The following is a 16,854-nucleotide window of genomic DNA, read 5'->3' as shown; positions in this document are numbered from 1 at the left end:
CCGTCATTTGGACGCTCTATCACGTATAGAAATTAAAAAAGAGGAAAAATTATGACAACTAAGGGTTCATTTTACGTTAAAAATAACTCCAGCGATAAAATCACCGGATATGTGAGATTTAAAGACTCTCCGGAAATGGAGGTCCGTTTCGACTTGAATACTGGCGAACAATCTGAATCTGCTAGTTTTGAATCCGGTGCCGCTACCCATGACTCCTGGTACTACAGTTTCAAAAAGGCAGGTGAAACCTATACTGGGGACAAATCCTGTGCATACTATGCAAAAGACGAAAATAAAGGCCCCGTCGCTGTGGAAATCTTTAATGATAATTTAAAAATATCTCCACCACTTAGCGGTTCTTGTGAGAAAACTTTATAGCCACTTACCCGATTCATCACTTCGCCCGAGACAGTTGCACAACTTCTCGGGCAGTTTCATTTCTCGGTATTTGGATTGAAGACTCTCCCCATTTTCAATCACAATCTGAAATTGTTAACTTTATGTTCTCACTTTATATCACCACTGCAAGATAATCGAATAAATACAAATCACTTTTAAAATCAACTTTAAATCTAGAGTAACCAAGATTGAAAAAATAAATATATTATTGAGTTCTAAGATCAAAGAGTTTTACTTAATACATCACTTTTTATTTTAACTCTATCAACTGATACTAAACTGCTACTGACGTTTTTTGATTGAATGCTTAACTTAATAGCATGCGCTTATCTCAATGGCTAAAACCATTATTAAAGTGTAATTCTTCTATATCCACTTAATCTCCAAGCATTTGATTCAGAGAGTTTCTTGGATATGCATCATTCAAGATAAACAACGGAAAGCATGGCTATGTGTACAGATGTGAATATCAATTATGGTTGCAACAACCAAACCTTATCCGCTAGAACGATGGAGTTTGCAGTTAACCTTCAGACCGAGATTTGGTTTAGGGCCCAACAAACTTACCAAATTACGACCTTTACTTCCGACGGCAAAGCCGACCGTGTTTTCAATGGTCAGCCGCCAAAACGTCACAGTAAAGAATGTGAGTTTCGAGCAAATTGGCAGGGAGAGTTGAGCTTCATACACTGCAACGCCATTACCCGGTATAATAACCCTCTTTTAACAGCTGATGGCATTAATGAATCTGGCCTTTCTGTTGGGTCACTGTACTTGCCCATTCTCAATCAAAATGTATCGACCTCTCACATCCCTGATGATGCCTTTGCATTAGGCAGCGGCCTGTTTGGTACTTTTATCTTGTCTACGTTTAATACTGTGGACGAGATGGTGACGTACTTCACTACTCACCCCGTTTACGTGTTTAACTCGACTATTTCAACTGGTGAAACAGAGAGTGACAATATGACGTTGGATCAGCATTTCGTGATTCACGATGCAAATAATGACAGTGCGGTCATTGAGTTTCTTAACGGTAATATGCATATCTATCGAGCATTCAAAGAAAGCGATATGTTCAGCAAAGAGGAAAATCAGCAAGCACGCTATCAATGTACCGAATACGACTTTGATGATTATAAAGTGGTTGTGGACCACTCCTATGTAGGAGTAATGACTAACTGCCCAAATTACCATTGGCATGTCAATCACCTCTCTTATTTTTCCAATTTGCGCAACTACAACCCAGAACCAAACAATGAAGTAACCATGCAACGTCATGTCCAAGTGCCTGGCCCACTTCAATCAATCAATGGCGCTGGCTTGATGGGTCTACCCGCCGACCCAACACCGCCGTCTCGATTTGTACAAACCTATGCAATTAAGCAGTTAAGCGAACAACCAACTAACTTCGACGAAGCCTTCTCACTCGGACAAAAGCTACTTAATCGCGTTGATATACCTTTGGGCATCATGGCGAATGAGTTTGAGACATCCGATAACCCTGAAGTCTTTTTTAGTGATATCACCCAATGGAGCGTTATTAGACATAACAGTCATCAGTCACCCGCGTTCTATCTGCGTACTTACGGAGACATGACTTGGCGAGTAGCCAATGTCAAAGACTATATTGGATTAAATAGAGACTGTCAGATTTCAAACGTTTTACAGCTCATGCCAGTTACAACATCATTACCGTTTGAACAAGTCGAATCTCGACCAACTATTAAAATCGCTTAGAGTTAATTTTGAAGCGCAAACAAATGAGAAGCAAAAAAGCCAGAGTAAGAAATCAATCTCACTCTGGCTCATAGCTGCATATAGTATAGTTTTATCTGCTATAGATATAACGTATGGTTGCTTTTACACTTGTTACATTCAGTCGATTTACTCTTTACCGAACACGTTGTTCTCTTGTTCTTGAACACGGATGAATGTAGTACGCTTGGTTAGCTCTTTAAGCTTTGCTGCACCCACGTATGTACAAGTTGAGCGAACGCCGCCAAGGATGTCTTGAATAGTGCCGTGAACGCTACCACGGTATGGCAATAATACGGTTTTACCTTCGGCCGCACGGTAGCCAGCAACACCACCTGAGTGCTTCTCCATCGCGCTCTTAGAAGACATGCCGTAGAATTTCATGAACTTCTCGCCGTCTTTCTCGATAACTTCGCCGCCTGACTCTTCGTGGCCCGCTAACATGCCGCCTAGCATAACAAAGTCCGCACCGCCGCCGAATGCTTTGGATACATCACCTGCGCATGAGCAACCGCCGTCACCGATGATCATGCCACCAAGGCCGTGCGCTGCATCGCCACACTCGATGATTGCAGAAAGCTGCGGGTAACCAACACCCGTTTTTACACGAGTTGTACAAACTGAGCCAGGGCCAATGCCTACTTTCACGATGTCTGCACCAGCGAGGATCAACTCTTCACACATATCACCAGTAACCACGTTACCCGCAGAAATCACCTTGTCTGGGAACTCTGCTCGCACGCGTTCAACATACTCGACTAAATGCTCTGAGTAACCATTTGCAATATCGATACAGATGAAAATAAATTCATCTGAAAGCGCCATAATATCTTTGGTTTTTTGGAAATCCGCGTCAGATGTTCCCGTAGACACCATTACGTTATTCAGGGTTGCTTTATCAGCTGATTTAGCAAACTCAGCCCAATCTTCTACCGTGTAATGTTTGTGAACAGCAGTCATTACACCATGCTCAGCTAGCGCTTTAGCCATTGCAAAGCTACCAACCGAATCCATGTTTGCTGCGATTACAGGCACACCAGACCATTGACGACCACTATGCTTGAATGTAAAATCGCGGGTTAAATTTACTTGAGAACGGCTCTTAAGGGTAGAACGTTTCGGGCGAAACAGTACATCTTTAAAACCTAACTTAAGTTCTTGTTCGATACGCATTGTGTAATTCCTTGATTCATATGTATATGTGTCATTTCAGAGTGCGTAGTGACATCGTTGGCAGACGAGTTCACTATTCTTCGGACACAAAAAAACCGGAGCGTTGGCAGACGCTCCGGTTTTCAGCATTATAGGCTGTGATTTATTTCCTACAAGTCTGATATTTGAATTTTTTTTGTGATACCATCTTGATAATCGCATATCAAAAACACTCCTCAAGTCGTTATTTTTTCTCATTATTTATAATTATCAACAACTTAAGAAAACGTTCAAGTTAACCTATTGCGCAAACCTTTGCGTCATACCTTTAAAATGAAAACGCACAACCTCTCAAATCTGCCTAAAACTCAATCACCTAATACTAAGATGCGCTGCCAATTCGGAAAAAGTACTCAAAAAAATGGCCCACTTTTTCATAGTAATGAGCGAGATCTAGCTACGTCCTATCGATTTGTTGAGTAATAGCGGTACGAAGTGTGCTAACTACATCACTTGCCAAAAGACCAATTTGACCATGCTGACTCACGTTTATATCGGCAGCATGACTGTGGAGTACCACACCTAAACGTGCCGCGATGGAAATGGGTAACCCTTTAGCTAGCAATGCACCAATAACACCTGATAGCACATCTCCCATTCCGCCCGTCGCCATTCCTGCGTTGCCCGCTAGGCAGACGTACATTCTCGTTCCATCGTAAATAAGCGTTCCCGCACCTTTTAAAACCACCACACCGCCATAACGCTCTTGCAGTTGTCTTGCAGCAGAATATCGGTCACTTTCTATTTGTTGAGTGGTCACATTTAATAGTCGAGCTGCCTCTCCAGGATGCGGCGTGATCACTCGCTGGTTGTCGCACACCAAAGTGCCATCACATCGTTGGCTTAGCATCGCTAGAATATTGAGCCCATCAGCATCAACAACTTTAGGTTTCTGTTCTTGAGCCAGATATTGATAGGCTTGATAAGCCCACTCATCATCACCAAAACCTGGACCAAACACCAATACTTCAGCCCAGCGAATGCGTTTGGTTAAGTCGTTCTCAGTATCCCTGAGTAAGTCGGCGGTGATGCTTTGGCTCATTACTTCTGGGCAGCCAATCTGTAGTGGAATAAGGCTACTCGGGTGAGTAATTGCGGCAGTTAAACCCGCTCCGGATCTAACCGCTGCGGAGGAACATAAACGAATCGCTCCTGACATACCTTGGTTACCACCGACACAAAGTAGTTTGCCATTGTCACCTTTGTGTGCGGTCGGGTTTGGCTTGGGTATTAACCTTGAAACAACCTGATGATCAATACCTAGTGCGCTTTCTACTTCGATAGAATCAAACTCAACATTTACACCCAATCCACAAAAGTGGAGTTCACCAACTCGATCTCTCGCTTGTCCGGTGCACAAGCCTTGCTTAACACCAATAAAAGTTACGGTATGCTCAGCGTGAATGGCATCGCCTAAAATAGCACCTGTATTTGCACACAACCCGGAAGGAATATCGACTGCAATCACTGGGGTGTGAATTTGATTGATTTGCTCAATGTAGCGACGGTACTCCGAACGAATCTCACCACTTAAACCAGTGCCTAACATGGCATCAATGATCACATCGGCTTCTAGCAATGCGGTATTCCACTCATCCCAATCATTGTTAACACCATCGATGGACTGCCAATCTTGATATGCGCGTAAAGCATCACCTTTGAGCGCAGTCACATCACCAAGTTGGAAAACCTGTACATTGAGTTGCGCTTGTTTAGCAAGCGAGGCAAATACGTATCCGTCACCACCATTATTCCCTTTGCCACAAATGACTAAGATATTTTTTGATTTGGGATACAAGTGTAAAAAACGCTCATACACAGCCATACCTGCGCGTTGCATTAGGCTATACATAGAAACACCAGCCATTTGCGCTGCCAGCGTTTCACCGTTTTTTACTTGTTCTGCGGTGTAGAGTTTTAGGGCGAGATTAAAGTCCATCTTCACGTTCTGCGCATTAGGAAACACAATTATAAGTATACAAAAAAGCCAAGGCGAACCTTGGCTTTTGAGAAAGTTTTTTATCGCTACTGACTCTGAGACATCAATGCTTCAGCCGTCGCGTCTTGTATAGATAAAAACAACGAATTGATTTTTCCAGTCGGGGTACGCATGGGGTTCAGCGTAACGTTCTGGTACATAAACTCCGCTTGCTGAGTGACAGGACGTACGTTACGGCAGCGGAACAAGTAAGGACGCTGGCGCCACGTAATAAAGCTGCGGCAACCTAAATCATACACTGGCTTTGTTTTTAACTTAAACCATTCCTGCGGGATTTCAGGGAAGATATCAAAGATAGAACGACCAATTGCATCATGAGATTGCAAACCACTGTGATGAGTCATAAACCCATTCCACACTTGCACATTATAATCTCGGTCAATGACGACGAGCCCCATGTCGACGTTTTGTACCATGTCGACCATCCAATGGAATTGTTCAAACTCTGCTGGCATATTCAACATTAGAACTCCTCCATTAGATATGACAGTTTGTTATCGAGCAGCGGCAAAGATTCATCGACGAACATAAACAATAAATCACAACGGATTGACGTTCCCTCAATGTTGTAGCTCACCTCGAATGTCATGGTGCGGCTGAATGCGCCCGTCGTAGACTCAATGATCGAATCAATTGATATATGCTGACCAAGAAGCACTGGAGGGCTTTGGAAGAATCGCACTTCAGATTGTTCGCCTAAGCCATTTAAGAATGACCCCACCAAGATGTTGGAAATATCCATAAGCAGCTCAAGCTCTTCCAGTTCGTCGCTGTCAGCTGGCACTTTCATCAACTTCTTGAGATCCGATACACTCGAATCGCTCAAAATCACCAGCGCTTCACCCGCAATACCTTCGCCACAAAAGCCCTGACAAACGCCCGATACGTTATCATGCGACGCTAAGTCACGGAGTGCCATGTGTAGTTCGCTCACTTCGAAGATATTAACGTTCGGGAGCGGTAATTGCACAAACACATCAAAATGACGCGCCAATGCATCTGCGGCTCGACCAATAGAGACGTTCGCCACTTCCATATAAATATCGCGACGACGTAAAATCGGTAACTCAATAGAAACAGGCGTGATAATTTGAGGACGAGGCTCTGGCTCAACCAACTCTTTAAGCGCATTCTTGAGTTCATCTTTGGCGATCGGTTTTTGAATAAACGCTTTTGCACCCAGTGCGAACACGCGCTCTTTCGCTTTAGGTTGGATATCCCCCGACACCACAACCACCGGAGTTGTATTCCCTAACCGCTGCATGTTTTCTAGTGTTTCAAAGCCATCCATTTCTGGCATGGTCAAATCAAGAAACATCAATTTAAACTCGTTCTTTTCGAGTTCTTCTAGCGCATTTTTTCCGTGGATAGCAAACGTAATATCGGCATTCAATGTGGCTGGTAGTGATCTCGCCATCTGTTTGCGTGCTAACGCTGAATCATCACAGATGAGTACGGGAAAAGACATTCAATCACCTTTTTATATTCCACAATCTGCGCCGGAGTCTAACAGATTGTTACAGCATGTAATACGAGAAAACTGACGAGTTTTTATTTCTTTTTTATTCAATAAGCATACGCAATATGAATGGATGAGTGAACAAAATGGCGAAAAAGCAAACATCCCATTCGCTGTTTAGTGACATGAAACAAACATGGATAAAACGCCTCCATTAAAAATAAGCACAAAGTTGCATTTTAAATTAAAAATCCGTTTTTACTCCCTCTCTATCCGCTCAGTATGAGTACTGGGGAAATCGGTACCGCGTAGCAATAAAAAAGCACCCTTTCATAGGGTGCCTTGAATAATGTATTCATCAATAAAGTGTCACTTCTATGGCACACCGTGACCTTTCGAAGCCACCCATACGCGATACCATTGCTCACGAGTCAATTCGATATTCAGCGCATTTACTGCCGTTTGCACACGCTCAATCTTACCAGAGCCAATGATTGGAATAGGGTTAGATGGCAAACGACGTACCCAGGCATAAATTACTTGGTCAATACTCGCTGCGCCCACTTCTTCACGAATTGCTTCTAATTCGTTGCGAACACGAACGGCTTGCTCACTGTCACCACTGAAGATGGAGCCACCACCGAGGCAAGACCAAGCCATTGGGCGCGTACGCAGCATTTGCATTTGATCAAGCGTTCCATCGTGTGCAACTTCAAAATTAAGCGGGTTGATTTCCACTTGGTTAGTTACAAGAGGCTTACCCAAACGAGATTGCAACAGCTCAAACTGACGTGGAGTAAAGTTAGATACACCAAAGTGCTTCACTTTACCCACTTTGTGTAACTCTGAGAATGCTTCAGCCACTTCATCGGCATCCATTAACACGTCAGGGCGATGGATTAAAAGCACATCGATTTCGTCCACATTCAAACGCTCAAGCGAGTTATTCACCGATTGGTAGATGTGAGCGGAACTCGTATCATAGTGATTGATCTTACGCTCTGGTGTTTTATCTCCGCACAGGTTGATATCACACTTTGTGACGATCTGAATCTGCTCTCGCACACTCTTATCGAGAGCAAGTGCTTCACCAAACAATTTCTCACACTCGTAATTACCGTATATGTCCGCGTGATCGACCGTGGTAATGCCTAACTCAATATGTTGCTTGAGGAATGACAAACGCTCTTGAGCAGTCATGCCCCAATCAACTGCACGCCAATATCCTTGGACCAGCTCTGAGAACTCAGGGCCTTTTGGTGCAGTCACAACTTTTGCAACCATGGTTTTTCTCCTTCAATTGATCTGCATTCATCGTAGTCTTGTTTTCACATCGGCTCAACGGGTAAACTTTGGCAATTCGAACTAGAGTACGAAATATGTCTTTTGCCCAACGCCTAGCCACCTTGATTGGAGAAGAAAGCATCAGCGGATTTGCACGACGCGTTGATGTGTCTGAAGCTTTAATACGCAAATATTTAAAAGGCAGTGAACCGAGCCTTACGAAAGCAAATCAAATTGCGATGCGAGCCAACTGCTCTCTTGAATGGTTAGCGACCGGATGTGGTTATTTATATCGCCGCGCTGAAGTCGTAGATATGGATGCGTACAAACTTGCATTTCAACACGTTATGAATCAGCCGTTGCCAGATGAGGCAGAAGAACAGCACCGTAATCTCATCGCTGGCTATCAATACCTGCGTGCGCACAAAAAATCGGATGGATTTTTAGACGAGTCTGCGATGGCGACCTTCCTATCTCTCCATAAAGAATCTAAAAACGAGTCACTTTAACATCGATAATTTCGCCATCGCTGTGCAATTCCACATTTAAAGACGGTGATGGCGACGCAAACTCGTCCGGCTTTACCCAAAGTAAGCTTCGAATCGTTTCTTGCGGATAGCGGTTTATCAACAAGATAACTTCTTTATCGACAAGCTCAGAAGATTTCTTTTCCAGCGCTTCAACGACGTCATAGTGCTCTTGTCCGATAGTTATACTACGTAAAACCAACCCGTCTTTTCTTAAATTGAGGATTAAGTCATTGAGACTTTGCCATTGATATTCGGTCAAAAAAGAGAACAGAGCACTGTCCTTTCCCAAAACAACTTCACCATACAGATGCTGCTGATAGTACGAAAAATCGTCCAAACAAAATGTGCTGAAATACGTTGAAGCATCTTGCTGCTGCACGTCACAGCGATACCAGCTTCCCTTTGTTTCTATACGCTCTTTTAAATTGGAGTACGGCATTGAAGACAACGTGTCCTGCCACCAACTCGGCGTCGAAAATGCTGGAAACGTTACCGAAAAACAACATAAAGAAAACAGGACTCGAGGATAAAAGCGCATGAATTACTCTGGTTGATTAACATCGAACCCAGACATTACCGACTAGTAGAAATTGTTCAAGATAAAAATAGTGGCAGGTAGTGCGGAAAGTTGTAGAGCAGAAATTAAGAAGGCGCACATTTGCGTGCGCCTCTACCTCGTTACTCAATCGTGAGTGTGCGAATCGAAGATGTCTATTGATACATCCCGAACATAAAACGAGGACTTACCGTAGGGTTTGAATCCATCCAAATTGTGTGTAAAACCTCACATCCCTCCTTCTGAAGCAGTCATGTTGCTTTACACCTAAAGCATGGTTCATTTTGCTCAAAAAACAAGTTTTTTATCCCAAATTATGAGAGCAATAGCACAGTTTTGGTGAATGAATGATATCGCGACACTTCGAACACTCAATAGTGAAAAGCTAAATTGCATCTTTATTGATTAGGTCTAGACTCTGCGAAGCGTATACTTTCTCGCGTCCCTTCCACCAGCAACAGGAGAACTTGTTAATGACCAAACGAGAGAGAATTGTGAAATCTGTGTTAGCGCACGTACCGAAAGATGCGATTAACCAGTTTGTCTCTCGAGGGTCCACACCATTTTCTGTCCTGATTATGGCCGCAATCGTTGGCACACTAGCTGGTTTTGTCGGCACTTACTTCGAACTTGCGGTTCATTTTGTTTCTGAAACCCGTACCGAATGGCTGAGAAGCGAAATCGGTAGCGTACTTCCTCTTTGGCTTGCTGCGGTGCTGATCAGCGCGTTGCTTGCTTTTATTGGCTACTTTCTTGTTCACCGCTTTGCCCCAGAGGCGGCGGGCTCAGGTATCCCTGAAATTGAAGGCGCGATGGACAACATTCGCCCTGTGCGTTGGTGGCGAGTCCTGCCAGTAAAATTCTTCGGCGGCATGGGCGCACTTGGCTCCGGAATGGTGCTCGGTCGTGAAGGCCCAACGGTGCAAATGGGCGGTGCTGTCGGTCGAATGGTGACCGATATTTTCCGTGTGAAAGATGACGATACTCGTCATTCCCTACTCGCTTCAGGTGCCGCTGGTGGTTTGGCTGCCGCCTTTAATGCCCCACTCGCTGGCATTATGTTCGTTGTGGAGGAAATGCGACCTCAGTTTCGCTATTCTCTGATCTCAATTCGCGCGGTGATCATCTCTGCTATTATGGCCAATATTGTGTTTCGTGCCATCAACGGGCAAGACGCTGTCATCACAATGCCGCAATATCACTCTCCAGAGCTTCAGTCCCTTTGGTTATTTTTATTGCTTGGCGCATTGTTTGGCGTATTCGGAGTGATCTTCAATAAATTGATTACCGTGGCACAAGACAGTTTTGTCGCAATTCACAAAAACGATCGTAAACGCTATTTAATCGTGGGTTCACTACTTGGTGGCATTTTTGGTCTGCTTCTCTTATACGTGCCACAGCTAACTGGCGGTGGCATCGGCCTTATTCCTGATATTACCAATGGCAACTACTCGGTATCCGTTTTAGTTCTGCTTTTCTTTGGTCGCGTCATCACGACGTTGCTATGCTTTGGCTCTGGTGCGCCGGGCGGTATCTTTGCACCGATGCTTGCTCTGGGGACCTTGTTTGGCTATGCATTCGGAGCGAGTGCTGATGTGTTGCTTCCTACGCTTGATATCGAACCTGGCGTATTTGCTATTGCGGGCATGGGGGCCCTGTTTGCTGCAACGGTACGCGCACCGATCACGGGCATTTTGTTGGTGATTGAAATGACCAATAACTACTACTTAATTCTACCACTTATCATTACTTGTTTAGGTGCCGTGATTATTGCTCAGTTGTTTGGCGGACAACCGATTTACAGCCAGTTGCTACATCGTACAATCAAAAACGATAAGTTACGTCAGCAGGATCTTCCTGAAAACCAATCGACATAATTCTCGCTTTGTTATTATTTCGCTCCAAACTATCGAAGGGTTTGGAGCGATAAACTCTACATTTTTACATCTTTTCCAAAATATTCGATACCAAACTCACAAAAACACCATTCTCTGATATTTCCTCACCACCTTTCATGAGTAAGCACTCTCTAAACTTGCTAGTATTCGCTACTCAAATAGAGCATTTCATCCAAATCATCACGTTTCGTTTCATTCAGGCAAAAATCAAATGGAGTAGATTTGAACTGGAGAAGACTTGTGCAGTTTTATAGCGTTCCGCCGTCTCAAGCCGCGTTAGCGCTAGGTATGATAGGTTTAGGACAAGCTTGGGCACTCTATGTCCCTGAAATTGGTGAACCAATACGCCCATTTTTAGCGTCACTCGGCGCGCTTTTACTCGCCCCTGTGCTGATAAAATATGCCACGAATCCACGATTATTTATGGTCGACATTCGTCACCCATTGAGCGGTAGCTTAATGGCCCCCATGAGTATGGCGTTACTGATCCTTGCAGATTATCTTGCTTCTGTAGCGCCAATCATTGCTTATCCACTCTGGTTTATGGCACTTTTGCTGCATTTTACTATGATGGTACTGTTTTTTAGCTTTCAGCTAATGAACTTCAAAATGTCGAATATTGTACCTAGCTGGTTTCTCTATCCAGTGGGACTGATCAGCAGCTCATTAGCAGGCTCCCAATTGGGTCACAACCTATTCTCTGAAACCTTAGCGATGATGTGCATTGGCATTTATTTCTTTATGTTACCGCTGGTGCTCTATCGTTTGGTGTTTTTCGGATCTCTACCGAGACGAGCCAGGCCGACCCTCGCAATTATGGCCGCACCGGTAAACTTGTCATTGGCGGCATACTTGGTGAACTTTCCCCTGCCCGATCCGATACTGACTGGCGCATTAGCAGGGATTGCTATCACAATGACGTTATTGATCTACCTGTGTTACTTCCGCTTACTTCGATTGAAGTTTCAACCTTCTATCGCGGCGGTAACCTTTCCTTCCGTGATCAGTGCCATTGCGATGCACCGCTTAACCTCCTTTTTTGCCGAATCGCATCCACATTGGCACTGGCTACACGATTTTGGCTTTTTAGAGCTCAGCATTGCGACTGTGTTGGTGGTTTGGGTATCGGCAGGTTACGTCAAAATGTATTGGCCAGAAATCGTTAAGTCGCCCTCTAAACAAGCATAAAAAACGGCCTCATCTGAGGCCGCTGTTCATCTCATCAATAAGACATCAACCCACAAACTTCGCCATGAAGTTCCCAATGTTAGTCAAACTCGATGCCGCCATTACGATAACAATCGCTGCTCCAGTTAGCGTTAAGTACATTGGGTGTTGGTAGTCACCGACAATATCTTTGCGCTTTGTCGCAACCAATACAGTGCCCAAAACGATAGGAAGAATAATGCTGTTCACTAGGCCCGCTAGCATCAAAAGAAGAATTGGCATGTCCATGGTTACCGTGCCTAGCGAGGTTAGGATAATGAAACCAACACACCACGCTTTCTCGTTTCGCGCCACAACTGGGAAAAGCGTCTTAATTAATGATATAGCCATGTAAGAGTTGCCAACCACAGACGTGATGGAAGCTACAAACAGTACTAAGCCAAAGATGAAGTAACCAAGCTGGCCAGCACCTTGACGGAAAGCATCCGCCGCAGGGTTAGCCGTATCCAGCGTTGCGCCTGTCGCGATAACGCCAAACACCGCCAAAAACAGTAGGATTCGAATAACCACCGCGATAGAAATACCAGCCCACGCTGTTAAGGTGATGGAAGGCACGTTCTCTTTGCCTTTCAAGCCGATGTCTACTAGGCGTTGTGCACCCGTGTAGTAACCGCCAACTGCGCCGCCAACGATAGTCAACGTAGGCAGAAGCAAACTACCAACATCCATAGGCATCACCGCTGCACTTAGTGTCTCTCCCATCGGAGGTAAGCTCGTCATTGCAACGTATGCAATCAGAACAATCATGAACAAGCCAAGGTAGCGGGCCATTTGGTCCATTCGCTTGGAGGCGTTATGAACCACAAACAACAAACAGCCAACGACACCGGTAAACAGTGCGCCCCATGTTGTGTCCACGCCCGTTAGCACATTGATGCCTAACGCTGCGCCACTCACGTTGCCAAAGTTAAACGCCACTGCACCAAGCGCAAGGAGAATACCAACACCATAACCCATGCCGGGTGCCACTTTGTTCGCAATGTCTTGGATTCGCATGCCAGAAACGCCGACAATACGCCACAAGTTCATCACGATACCAAACGTGATAAAAATAGAAGCCAAAACTGGAAATGCCATGTCGACTTTGTAGATATTTGTGAAGACTGCGGTTTGAGTCAAAAAGCCGGGACCAACAGAGGTTGTCGCCATCAAAAAAGCGACACTAAGCATGGCTTTCTTTTGCCAACTGCTTTCTGTAACTGGAGCTGAAATAGAGGAGGTGCTGATAGTGCTTTGTGTAGTCATGCCGAGTCCCAAATTTGTTGTCTTTCTATTATTAGAAAATAGAAAGACAACTGACCGAGATCAGCTGAACTTAGAGAAATATCTCTTTTTAAAACAAACGATTACAAGTTGTAGCCGTTCATTGGGCGCATATATTAAGAGCAACGAATGTGACTGTCAATACACAATTGCATAATTACTATTTATTGCGACTCACTTGACGATGATTTGGATATAAAAGATATAAAAAAGGATGGCAACTCGCCATCCTCTCTCAATTTTATTTGTCGATTTGATTAACGCAGGCCATGCAGAAATTCAGCACGGGTCGCTGGGTTGCTCTTAAAAATACCACCTAACGCTGTAGTCGTGGTTTCACTGGTGGCATCCATCACACCGCGTGATTTCACACAGTAATGCGTCGCGTCGATAGTCACCGCTACATCGTCAGACTCAAGCAATGTTTGCAAAGCAACAAGGATTTGCTGGGTCATACGCTCTTGAACTTGAGGGCGTTGCGCAAAGAAACGAACAATACGGTTGATCTTAGACAGGCCAATGATCTTACCGCGAGGAATATAAGCAACAGCGGCTTTACCGTCGATTGTCACAAGGTGGTGCTCGCACGTACTGGTCACAGTAATGTCTTTCACGCGAACCATTTCGCTCACGTTCATCTTGTTTTCGATAACTGTGATCTTGGGGAAGTTGGAGTAATCCAAACCAGAGAAAATCTCGTCCACGTACATTTTTGCAATGCGGTGTGGCGTTTCCTCTAAGCTATCATCCGTAAGGTCGAGCTGAAGCAGACCAAGAATCTCACGCATGTGGTATTCAATCTTTTCCTTCTTCTCTTCACGGCTAACGGCATTAGGGCGCATTGGTGTTTCTAACCCGCGTTGCTCTAGCGCTTCTTTCACTAACTTTGCTGACTCGCTAAGACCTGACATTCCACTTCCTCTTTTGTAACTACCACTCTCGGTGTGAAATACAATTGCCGTGTTTCATCCCGTAGCGTTAAAGTCGCTCAGTCCGATGTTTATAACGCCAAGGCACATAACAAGAATACACTGAGCTATTTTCTCATGCTCCGTAGGAACTTTACCCCTTTCGGATGGGTGACAAGGATACTCGGATTTTTGAATAATTACACCCATATTTTATAGGTGGACATTCTTACTCGGTCCCCTTTTATGGTAGAGTTGCCACAAAACAAAAGAACATAGGATTATCTCAATGGGCTGCTGCGACGCACCTGGCTTGATGCCAATTGAAGAAGCGATGGATAAGATGCTATCGCGAATCAAACCTATCCAAACGACACTTTCTCTTCCTCTTGCTGACGCTCTGGGTTTTGTGCTGGCTGAAGACATTTTATCGCCAATTCAAGTGCCCCCTTTCGACAATTCAGCGATGGACGGTTATGCCATTCGTATTCAAGACCTAGAAGTGTCTACAGTGTTGCCTCTGGCAGGTAAATCCTTCGCTGGTCAGCCTTTTGAAGATGAATGGCCGGCAGGCACTTGTGTTCGAATCATGACTGGCGCGAAAATTCCGGAAGGCTGTGATGCCGTTATCATGCAAGAAAATACGGAAGTGACCGACGCTGGTATTCAGTTCAACCAAACGGATGTGAAGCCGCAAAATAACATCCGCCCTACGGGTGACGACATCAAGCAAGGCGATATCGTATTGGCAAAAGGCGCGCGCCTGACACCGCGCGATATTCCAATGATTGCCTCTCTTGGTGTCAGCCATGTCACCGTCGTGCGTAAGCCAAAGGTGGCATTTTTCTCCACAGGTGATGAACTTAAACCATTGGGTGAGCCACTCAAGGCGGGTCAAATCTACGACAGTAATCGTTACGGTATTAAGCCGCTAATCGAAAACTTTGGCTGTGAAGCGATTGATCTTGGCATTATCCCTGACTGCCCAGAAACACTAAAAGCAACATTCGAAAAAGCACAAACGCTCGCGGATGTAGTTGTAACGTCTGGCGGCGTCAGCGTTGGTGAAGCAGATTACACCAAAGACATTCTTGAAGAACTTGGCGAAATCGGTTTCTGGAAACTGGCAATCAAGCCGGGTAAACCTTTCGCATTTGGCAAGTTAAGTACTGCTTGGTTCTGTGGGCTACCAGGTAACCCTGTATCTGCGGTGCTAACCATGTACGTACTTGTTCAACCAATGTTGGCTAAATTGGCTGGCCACACTGAATGGAAAGCACCTGAGTCTATCCCTGCTACGACTAAAACCGCATTTAAGAAAGCGCCGGGACGTACAGACTACCAACGCGGTATCTATACTCTAGAGAACGGTAAATTTGTCGTTGAAACCACTGGCAACCAAAGTTCAGGAGCCTTTCGCTCAATGAGTTTGGCAAACTGCTTTGTTGTGTTGGAACGTGAGCGTGGCCGTGTGGAAGTTGGCGAAACGGTTCAAATCCAACTGTTTAACTCAACGTTATACTAGGAACATACCGTGGATATTCTTTCCGATCAGGAGATGCTGCGCTATAACCGCCAGATCATTCTTCGCCAGTTCGATTTCGAAGGGCAAGAAGCGCTCAAACAAAGCTCGGTGCTTATTTTGGGTGCTGGCGGTTTAGGTTGCGCTTCTAGCCAATACCTTGCCACGGCTGGTGTTGGCAATATTACGTTTATCGATGACGATATTGTTGAACTCTCCAATTTACAACGCCAAGTATTGCACCACGACGCCGATATTGGCCGTAAAAAGGTTGACTCCGCGGCGGATGCGTTGCGGGAACTTAATCCTCACATAAAGATAAACACCGTTGCTAAACGCCTTGACGACATTCAGCTTCAGGCTTTGATTGAACAACACACTGTGGTGGTCGATGCTTCAGATAACGTCGACACTCGCAATCAACTCAACCGACTCTGCTTTGCAACAAAAACACCGCTTATTTCTGGTGCAGCCATTCGTATGGAAGGCCAAGTGAGTGTGTTTACGTACGACGACCCAACTCAACCGTGCTATCAGTGTTTGAGCGCGCTATTCGGCAGCAGTGCATTAAGTTGCGTTGAAGCTGGCGTCATGGCGCCTGTTGTAGGTATTGTTGGCGCTGTACAAGCGATGGAAACCATCAAGGTGATTGCAAATTACGGCCAACCCAAAAAAGGGAAGATCCTCATTCTCGATGCGTTTAGCATGTCCTGGCGGGAAATGAATTTGATGAAAATGCCGACCTGCCCTGTTTGTGGCTAAGTAACGCTGTCAGCTTATCAATGAAGATTCTCAAAAAGCTCAACGTAACGTTGAGCTTTTTCTTATTCTGAGATTCA

General features: G+C 44.9%; 15 protein-coding genes. 7 read left to right on the top strand and 8 right to left on the bottom strand.

Annotation, left to right across the window (positions count from 1 at the left end; all coding sequences use genetic code 11):
- The first annotated feature begins 51 nt into the window (after positions 1 to 51).
- Both LIX84_RS01940 and LIX84_RS01935 read left to right on the top strand, forming a co-directional pair.
- Complete coding sequence (locus LIX84_RS01940) at positions 52 to 378, top strand: hypothetical protein (protein ID WP_047008149.1); 327 nt, start codon at positions 52 to 54, stop codon at positions 376 to 378.
- A 465-nt stretch (positions 379 to 843) separates the two neighbouring features.
- Complete coding sequence (locus tag LIX84_RS01935; protein ID WP_226420469.1) at positions 844 to 2,139, top strand: linear amide C-N hydrolase; 1,296 nt, start codon at positions 844 to 846, stop codon at positions 2,137 to 2,139.
- Positions 2,140 to 2,286: 147 nt separating this feature from the next.
- Here LIX84_RS01935 and LIX84_RS01930 read toward each other — a convergent pair whose 3' ends face one another.
- From LIX84_RS01930 to LIX84_RS01910, 5 genes are all read right to left on the bottom strand, one after another.
- Entirely contained in the window at positions 2,287 to 3,330 is a 1,044-nt protein-coding gene (locus LIX84_RS01930; RefSeq protein WP_005396079.1) for a GMP reductase, read from the bottom strand.
- 436 nt (positions 3,331 to 3,766) lie between these two features.
- The gene (locus LIX84_RS01925; protein ID WP_226420468.1) at positions 3,767 to 5,308 is read right to left on the bottom strand and encodes an NAD(P)H-hydrate dehydratase; all 1,542 of its coding nucleotides are present in this window, start codon (positions 5,306 to 5,308) and stop codon (positions 3,767 to 3,769) included.
- Positions 5,309 to 5,394: 86 nt separating this feature from the next.
- Complete coding sequence (locus tag LIX84_RS01920) at positions 5,395 to 5,832, bottom strand: PAS domain-containing protein (protein WP_005396081.1); 438 nt, start codon at positions 5,830 to 5,832, stop codon at positions 5,395 to 5,397.
- Positions 5,832 to 6,836 (bottom strand): response regulator, encoded by a 1,005-nt coding sequence (locus tag LIX84_RS01915; protein WP_006741121.1) that lies wholly within the window; start codon positions 6,834 to 6,836, stop codon positions 5,832 to 5,834. The genes LIX84_RS01920 and LIX84_RS01915 overlap by 1 nt, the downstream gene beginning before the upstream one ends.
- A gap of 366 nt (positions 6,837 to 7,202) precedes the next feature.
- Positions 7,203 to 8,111, bottom strand: coding sequence for an aldo/keto reductase (locus tag LIX84_RS01910; RefSeq protein WP_203343429.1), 909 nt, complete (start codon positions 8,109 to 8,111; stop codon positions 7,203 to 7,205).
- A gap of 95 nt (positions 8,112 to 8,206) precedes the next feature.
- Between LIX84_RS01910 and LIX84_RS01905 the strand changes: the two genes are divergently transcribed.
- The gene (locus LIX84_RS01905; RefSeq protein WP_065645146.1) at positions 8,207 to 8,620 is read left to right on the top strand and encodes a helix-turn-helix domain-containing protein; all 414 of its coding nucleotides are present in this window, start codon (positions 8,207 to 8,209) and stop codon (positions 8,618 to 8,620) included.
- On the opposite strand, the gene LIX84_RS01900 is transcribed toward LIX84_RS01905, so the two are convergent.
- Entirely contained in the window at positions 8,601 to 9,179 is a 579-nt protein-coding gene (locus tag LIX84_RS01900) for a hypothetical protein (RefSeq protein WP_226420467.1), read from the bottom strand. The genes LIX84_RS01905 and LIX84_RS01900 overlap by 20 nt on opposite strands.
- Positions 9,180 to 9,670: 491 nt before the next feature.
- Between LIX84_RS01900 and clcA the strand changes: the two genes are divergently transcribed.
- Both clcA and LIX84_RS01890 read left to right on the top strand, forming a co-directional pair.
- Positions 9,671 to 11,074 carry a H(+)/Cl(-) exchange transporter ClcA gene (gene clcA, locus LIX84_RS01895; protein WP_074190503.1) on the top strand — a complete coding sequence of 468 codons (1,404 nt, stop codon included), beginning with the start codon at positions 9,671 to 9,673 and terminating at the stop codon, positions 11,072 to 11,074.
- Between the two features lie 261 nt (positions 11,075 to 11,335).
- Positions 11,336 to 12,283: a TDT family transporter gene (locus tag LIX84_RS01890; RefSeq protein ID WP_074190502.1), complete on the top strand. Its 948-nt coding sequence runs from the start codon at positions 11,336 to 11,338 to the stop codon at positions 12,281 to 12,283.
- Positions 12,284 to 12,328: 45 nt separating this feature from the next.
- On the opposite strand, the gene LIX84_RS01885 is transcribed toward LIX84_RS01890, so the two are convergent.
- Positions 12,329 to 13,567 carry an NRAMP family divalent metal transporter gene (locus LIX84_RS01885; protein ID WP_226420466.1) on the bottom strand — a complete coding sequence of 413 codons (1,239 nt, stop codon included), beginning with the start codon at positions 13,565 to 13,567 and terminating at the stop codon, positions 12,329 to 12,331.
- A gap of 275 nt (positions 13,568 to 13,842) precedes the next feature.
- On the bottom strand, positions 13,843 to 14,496 hold the full coding sequence (folE, locus tag LIX84_RS01880) for a GTP cyclohydrolase I FolE (protein WP_006741127.1): 654 nt from the start codon (positions 14,494 to 14,496) through the stop codon (positions 13,843 to 13,845).
- Positions 14,497 to 14,782: 286 nt separating this feature from the next.
- Between folE and moeA the strand changes: the two genes are divergently transcribed.
- Complete coding sequence (moeA, locus tag LIX84_RS01875; RefSeq protein ID WP_226420465.1) at positions 14,783 to 16,018, top strand: molybdopterin molybdotransferase MoeA; 1,236 nt, start codon at positions 14,783 to 14,785, stop codon at positions 16,016 to 16,018.
- A 9-nt stretch (positions 16,019 to 16,027) separates the two neighbouring features.
- Positions 16,028 to 16,777 (top strand): molybdopterin-synthase adenylyltransferase MoeB, encoded by a 750-nt coding sequence (gene moeB / locus LIX84_RS01870; protein WP_226420464.1) that lies wholly within the window; start codon positions 16,028 to 16,030, stop codon positions 16,775 to 16,777.
- The last annotated feature ends 77 nt before the right edge of the window (positions 16,778 to 16,854 follow it).

It is taken from the genome of Vibrio sp. E14 (assembly GCF_020515785.1).
Classification (GTDB): Bacteria; Pseudomonadota; Gammaproteobacteria; order Enterobacterales; family Vibrionaceae; genus Vibrio; species Vibrio diabolicus.
The sequence above is the reverse complement of the archived record's forward strand: the minus strand, read 5'-3'. Positions and strand labels throughout refer to the sequence as shown.